This window comes from Sporichthya sp., assembly GCF_013815995.1.
GTDB lineage: Bacteria > Actinomycetota > Actinomycetes > Sporichthyales > Sporichthyaceae > Sporichthya.
This window is the reverse complement of sequence record NZ_JACDFE010000252.1, coordinates 1-6,138: the sequence shown is the minus strand read 5'-3', so window position 1 is coordinate 6,138 and position 6,138 is coordinate 1. Positions and strand designations below refer to the sequence as shown.

Annotated in this window: 7 protein-coding genes; 1 reads left to right on the top strand and 6 read right to left on the bottom strand. The window is 70.6% G+C overall.

The genetic code is table 11. From position 1 onward, the window contains the following. A partial coding sequence (locus H0X00_RS20695; protein ID WP_293774422.1) for an MFS transporter occupies nucleotides 1-471 on the bottom strand: 471 nt, incomplete at its 3' end. Nucleotides 472-578: 107 nt separating this feature from the next. Here H0X00_RS20695 and H0X00_RS20690 point away from each other — a divergent pair. Next, nucleotides 579-1,865, top strand: coding sequence for a SpoIID/LytB domain-containing protein (locus H0X00_RS20690; protein WP_293774421.1), 1,287 nt, complete (start codon nucleotides 579-581; stop codon nucleotides 1,863-1,865). A gap of 136 nt (nucleotides 1,866-2,001) precedes the next feature. On the opposite strand, the gene H0X00_RS20685 is transcribed toward H0X00_RS20690, so the two are convergent. From H0X00_RS20685 to H0X00_RS20665, 5 genes are read right to left on the bottom strand one after another with little or no spacing between them, the layout of a single operon-like run. Beyond that, entirely contained in the window at nucleotides 2,002-2,571 is a 570-nt protein-coding gene (locus H0X00_RS20685; RefSeq protein ID WP_293774420.1) for a DUF6158 family protein, read from the bottom strand. A 45-nt stretch (nucleotides 2,572-2,616) separates the two neighbouring features. Beyond that, nucleotides 2,617-3,144 (bottom strand): gamma carbonic anhydrase family protein, encoded by a 528-nt coding sequence (locus H0X00_RS20680; protein ID WP_293774419.1) that lies wholly within the window; start codon nucleotides 3,142-3,144, stop codon nucleotides 2,617-2,619. Beyond that, a complete protein-coding gene (locus H0X00_RS20675) occupies nucleotides 3,144-4,025 on the bottom strand; it encodes an amidohydrolase family protein (protein ID WP_293774418.1) in 882 nt (293 codons plus the stop codon). The genes H0X00_RS20680 and H0X00_RS20675 overlap by 1 nt, the downstream gene beginning before the upstream one ends. 5 nt (nucleotides 4,026-4,030) lie before the next feature. Continuing rightward, entirely contained in the window at nucleotides 4,031-4,372 is a 342-nt protein-coding gene (gene fdxA / locus H0X00_RS20670) for a ferredoxin (RefSeq protein ID WP_293774416.1), read from the bottom strand. A gap of 13 nt (nucleotides 4,373-4,385) precedes the next feature. Further along, nucleotides 4,386-5,990 carry a benzoate-CoA ligase family protein gene (locus H0X00_RS20665; protein WP_293774415.1) on the bottom strand — a complete coding sequence of 535 codons (1,605 nt, stop codon included), beginning with the start codon at nucleotides 5,988-5,990 and terminating at the stop codon, nucleotides 4,386-4,388. Between the last annotated feature and the right edge of the window lie 148 nt (nucleotides 5,991-6,138).

Below are 6,138 nucleotides of genomic sequence, written 5' to 3'. Positions count from 1 at the left end.
GAGCTGGCGGGCGGTGTTGACCGCACCGCCGGCCATGCCGCCGCGCTGGGGCGGGACGGCGGCCATCGCGGCCGAGCCCACCGTCGGGGTCGCGAGACCCACGCCGATCCCGACCACGAGGAAGCCCGGCACCAGCGCCGGCCAGCCGGCATCGCCGTGCACCATGACGGCGCCGACGATGCCGCCGGCACCGATCAGGAGCAGCCCGCCGCCGATCGCGGTTCCGGCCCGGTTGCCGTGCAGGAAGCGGCCGATCGCGGCGGAGACGCCGAACGCCATCGCCGACATCGGCAGGCTGGTCAGGCCGGCTTCGATCGGGCTCAGGCCGAGCACCGACTGCAGCCAGATCGAGGTGTAGGTGAAGGCCGCGAAAGCGCTGAAGGTCATCAGCACGGCGCAGATCATCACCCCGACGAACGAAGCGTGTTTGAACAGCCCGAGGTCGAGCATCGCGCTGGGCGAGGCAGCCACTTGCGCACACGTCACATTAACCCGCGGGTCCGACAGTCATTCGCCGTTCATCCGTAGCTTTCCCTTTAGCCACCCACAACCCGGCCGCGACCAGGACTCTCGCTGACGTGGACGCCAATCCCGCTCGGGCCGGTGTGCGTCGGCGGCGGTGGACCCGTGCCCTCGAGGTCACCGTTGGGTCCGTGGTCGCGGTCGCGCTGACCGTCACGCTCGGCCCCATGTCGCAGTCCGCGACGCCGGCGCCGGACGCTCCGGTGAGCCCGCGGAACGGCACCTACCTCGTCGAGGGTCACGGGCACGGGCACGGCCGCGGGATGTCGCAGTGGGGCGCGCAGGGCGCGGCCATCAAGGGCGTGAGCCACCAGCAGATCCTGTCCACCTACTACCCCGGCACCGCCCTCGGTAGCGGAAGTGACAACTCCCTGATCCGGGTGTGGATCTCCGACGACAACGACAACGAGGTGCGGGTCGCACCCACCGCCGGGCTCACGTTGGCGGCGGGGAACCAGATCCTGCAGCTGCCGGGCCGGCTTGCCTCGGTGGCCGTGACCCGGTGGCGGGTGCGCCTGGTGAACAACGTCGCGGTTGCCGACGGGCTGGGCACCGACTCGGTCTGGCGCTCGGTCGGCATGCCGGTGGGATCGCCCATCGAGTTCCGTCCCGGGTACGGCGAGACGCTGCGCCTGGTGCTGCCCAGCGGCGCCATGCGCGACTACCGCGGGGACCTGCAAGCCGTGCGCGACAGCGGCACGCTACGGACCGTGAACGAGACGACGATGGGGTCGTACCTGCGCTCGGTGGTACCGACCGAGGTGCCGTCGAGCTGGCTGCCGGCGGCGCTCAACTCCCAGGCCGTCGCCGCGCGCACCTACGCGCTGTGGAGCATGCGGTACCGCCACCGCGGCTTCGCCGACATCTGCGACAGCACAAACTGTCAGGCCTACCGCGGGGTGCGTTCGGTCAGCTCGGCGGGTCGGGTGACCCGGACCTGGGAGGCGGCCGGCACCGACCGGGCCGTCGCCACGACCGCCGGGCAGTGGCTGTCCTACCGCGGGGCGCCGGCGCTGACCGAGTTCTCCTCCTCCAACGGCGGTCGCTCGGTCTACGGCGGGCTGCCGTATCAACCGGCCCGCGTCGACCCGTGGGACGGCGTCGCGAAGAGCACGGAACACGCCTGGTCCGCGACCCTGCCCGTTTCCCGGATCACCGCCGCCTGGCCCGGGATCGGGACGTTCACGTCCCTGCAGGTGCTCAGCCGGGACGGCCAGGGCGAGTGGGGCGGCCGCGTCGTCTCGATCCGCGTCATCGGCACCAGGAAGAGCCTCACGCTGACCGGGGCCGCCTTCTGCAACGAACTCGGCCTGCTGCACCGCTGGTTCAACCTGCGCAGGTAGTCCACCGGAGGTGGCAGTACGGCGACGACCGTCACCCTCCCGTTGGCGCATCCATGCGCCGGGCCGTGCGACACGCCGGACGAAGCGGTCCATGGCTGCCCGTGCGGTCATGGATGCGCGGCTCCGCGAGGCTCCGTCAGGCGTACTCGATGCGGGCGCGCCCGGCGGGGGTGATCTGGCGGTACTCCCCCGCGGTGACGAGCAGCGGCGGGTCGGCCTTGTAGAGGGCGGCGACGGCGGCGGGCGCGACGCCGATCTCCCGGGCGGCCTGGTGCGCCTCCAGCTTGTGCAGCCGTCCGTCCGGGGCGGCGGCGTAGCGGCGGAGCAGATCGCGGGCGACGTCAACGGCGAGCGAGGCCTCCGCCGGAGGGTTCTCGGGTTGCGGCGCCCGCGCGAGCAGGGATTCCATCGCGGTCGCGTACGTGCGGGTCAGGAAACGGACCTGGGAGACCACGTCGATGCCGGCCAGGTCGACCTGCTCTCCGTCGGCGCCGCCGCTGCCCTGCCAGGTGCGCTTGGGGTGGCGACGCAGGTACTCCTGCTCGAGCTCGAGCATGCGCTCGGTGTGCCGGCGGAATTGGTCGGCCGTGCCGTGCAAGAACACCCAGTGCCGGGTGGCGTGGGCCTGATTGCCCTGGTGCTCGAGCTCGTCGTCGCTCAGTTGCGACGCGGGCACGCCGTAAGCGATCTCCGCAGGAGCGCTCATGAGGGGGTCCTTCCGCAGCGGATATGACGGGTTCGCCGAGATCAATCAGTCGAGACGTCGGAGCTCTTTCGCGAACTTGGCGGCGTTGCTGACGTAGAAGTCGATGGCGTAGGTCATCCACTCCTGGAGCGGGACCGGGTCGGGGATGGGACGCACTGTCGCCGGAACGCCAATTGCCATGTGGTTGGACGGCACAACCGAATCCTCGGCGACCAGGGCCGCGGCCCCGACCACCGCTCGCGGTGCCACCGTCACGCGGTTCATCACGATCGACCCGGAACCGATGAGCGACCGCTCGCCGATCGTGCAGCCCTCCAGGTGGACCAGGTGCCCGACCACGCAGTCCGGGCCGACGAGGGTCGGCCAGTGCTCGGTGGTGTGCACGATCGACCCGTCCTGGATCGAGGTGCGGGCGCCGACCTCGATCAGCCCGTGGTCCCCGCGCAGCACGGCGCCCGGCCAGATCGAGGACTCCGGCCCGAGCACGACGTTGCCGATCACCACTGCGTCGGGCGAGACGTAGGCGGACGGGTCGATCTGCGGCGCCAGGTCGCCGAGTGCATAGATGGCCACTACTCCCCCTTGCTCGATGACCGCAGGTCCGCCAACGCGGGCCAGACCTTCAACGCGTTGCCCGCCCACACGTTCCCGATCGTCTCTTCATCCCACCCCAGCGCCGCGACCGCGCGGGCATTGCGCGCGACCCCGGGCATCCCCGGCCAGTCGGTGCCGAAGATGAACTTGCGCGCCAGCCGGGGCAGGTCGAACTTCGCGTAGTACGACGCCAGCTTCGACGGCGGCAGCCCGGACAGCTCGATCCAGACGTTGTCCCGGCTCAGCGCGAGGAACGCGGCCGCGTCGTACCACCAGCCGCGCCCGCCGTGGGCGAGGACGAAGCTCAGGTCCGGGAAGTCGCGCAGCACGTCGTCGAGCAGCGTCGGGTCGGCGTACTTGCTGGAGCTGCCAGGAAAGGTCGAGGTCCCGCAGTGGATGGTGATCGGGATGCGTGCCTCGCGGCACACCTGGTAGGCCGGGTAAAGCATCGGATCGTTGACCGCGAAGCCCGCGTGCACCGGGTGCAGCTTCAGCCCGACCGCGCCGAGTTCGACCTGGCGGGCGACCTCGTCGCCAAGGGGGTGATGCAGGTGCGGGTTGACGTTGGCCATCAGCCGGAAGCGGGTCGGGTTGTGCTTGACCAGCGGCAGGTAGTCCTCGATCGGCTGGATGCCGGTGGACTTCGGGCTGTACTCGGCGAACAGCAGCACGGCGTCGGCACCCTCGGCCGCGAAGTGAGCATCCATCAGTTCCGGCACCGGGGCGCCGGCGGCGTCGAAGAGCTGTGGCCAGGGGTTCTTGGCGCCGAACTCCTCGGCCCAGTCCACCCAGGCCGGCCGCAGGGTACTCAGCTTCGGCGCGTGCACGTGGGCGTCGATGAGCAGCCGGCCGTCGAGCATGTCCGCTACCCGTTCGCCGGCAGCCCGGCCACCAGGGGCGTGTCCACCCCGATGTCCCCGACGTTGTGCGAGCCGCCGGGCGAGCCGATCGGCGCGTCCTTGCCGGGGAGGGTCTCGTAGAAGAACGCCGAGCTGTCGTCGATGTGCGGCTCGTCCTCGGGCTCGAGCATGCGGTCCTGCGCGATCGCCTCGACCGGGCAGACCGGTTCGCAGGCACCGCAGTCGATGCACTCGCGGGGCTGAATGTAGAGCTTGCGCTCGCCGACGTAGATGCAGTCGACCGGGCACTCCTCGGTGCAGGCCTTGTCCATCACGTCCAGGCAGGCACCGCCGATGACGTACGGCACGGCATTGTTCCTCTCAGGGGGCAGGCTTGAGTCGGAGCAGCGCCTCGTCGCGCACTGCGAAGCGTCGCAGCTTGCCGGTCGCTGTTGTCGGCAGGGTCTCGAACTCGAGCACGGTGCGGGGTCGCTTGAACGCGGCCAACTCCCCGCGGCACGCCTCGATCAATGCGTCGGGGTCGATGGTGTGGCCGGGGGCGGCGACCACGCAGGCCACCGGCTTGTCCAGCCCGGTCTCGTCCGGCACCGCCACGACAGCGGCCTGCGCCACCGAGGGGTGCTTGAGCAGGCAGGCCTCGACCTCGGCCGGCGAGACCCAGATCCCACCGGCCTTGATCATGTCGTTGGAGCGTCCGAGGCAGGTGTAGTAGCCCTCCGCGGAGGCGACGTAGGTATCGCCGGTGCGCATCCACTCCCCGACGAAGGCGTTGCGGGTGGTCTCGGTACGGCACCAGTACCCGGTGGTGAGCGAGCCACCCCGGATCTGCAGGTTGCCCGGGGTTCCGGCCGGCACTTCGGCGCCGGTGTCGTCCACCAGGCGCAGGTCGTACCCGGGGACCGCGCGGCCGGTGGTGCCGGGGCGGACCTGCCCGGGGACATTGGACAGGAAGATGTGCAGCGCCTCGGTGGAGCCGATGCCGTCGATGATGTCGACGCCGAACCGCTCGGTGAAGCGGCGGTACAGCTCGGCCGGCAGCGCCTCGCCGGCGCTGGTGGCGAGGCGGACGCCGGCGAAGGTGTCCGCCGGGAGGTCCGCGGCGAGGACGCCGGCGTAGAAGGTGGGCACGCCGTAGAACAGCGTCGGCTTGTCCTCGGCGATGCGCTGCGCGACCGACTGTGGCGTCGGGCGGACCGGGTCCAGCACCGTGGTGGCGCCGACCGAGAGGGGAAAGAGCGCCGAGTTGCCCAGGCCGTAGGCGAAGAACAACTTGGCGACGGAGAAGCAACGGTCCTCCGGCGTGATGCCGAGGACCTGCCGGCCGTAGTGCTCGGCGACGAAGCGGATGCTGCCGTGCCGGTGCATCGCGGCCTTCGGGATCCCGGTCGTGCCGGAGGTGTAGAGCCAGAACGCCGGCGACTCGGTCCAGGTGTCGTAAACCGGCGAGTGCTGTCCGTGCCCCGCGGCGAGCAGCGCCCCCCACGTCACCGTCGCCTGTGGACAACTAACCACTAGGCGTGACACGCCTTGTGGTTCGTTATCCCCAGGGACGTCGTCGGTAGTGATCAGGGTGCCGACGTCCGGGGTCTTGGCCAGGGCGGCGCGGGCGGTGTCGGCGAACTCGGGCGAGGTGAACAGCATCCGGGCCCGGGAGTCGTGCAGCAGCTCGGCGAGCTCGGTGTCGAGGTACATCGTCGACACCGGCACCGGGACCGCACCCATGCGCAACCCGGCCAGAAACATGGCCAGCAGCTCCACCCGGTCCGCGCTGAACAACACGATCCGCTCCTCGGGCCGCAGCCCGAGCCCGGCCAGTCCCGCGGCCGCCGCGTGCACCAGCGTCGCGAGCTCCGCGTACGTGCACTGCCCGCCAGGTCCGACCACGGCGAGGTGATCGCCCCGGCCGGCGTCGAGCTGACGGTCGAGCAGGTACACGCCGGCGTTGAAGTTCTCCACAGCGGCCATCGCGACTCCCAAAGTTCGAGGGACTAGTGGTCTGTCTGTGAATTAGCGCGGTATGATTGATCATGCCGATCAAGACAGCACCGGCGTTGCCGGTCAGTAGTGAGCAGCGCGCGGAGTTGGCCCGGATGGCGCGGTCCTCGACGCTGCC

Bases quoted from the DNA above. Each gene is read 5' to 3' on its own strand.
- H0X00_RS20685 (WP_293774420.1), bottom strand. From the start codon at position 2,571: ATGAGCGCTCCTGCGGAGATCGCTTACGGCGTGCCCGCGTCGCAACTG.
- H0X00_RS20675 (WP_293774418.1), bottom strand. From the start codon at position 4,025: ATGCTCGACGGCCGGCTGCTCATCGACGCCCACGTGCACGCGCCGAAG.
- H0X00_RS20665 (WP_293774415.1), bottom strand. From the start codon at position 5,990: ATGGCCGCTGTGGAGAACTTCAACGCCGGCGTGTACCTGCTCGACCGT.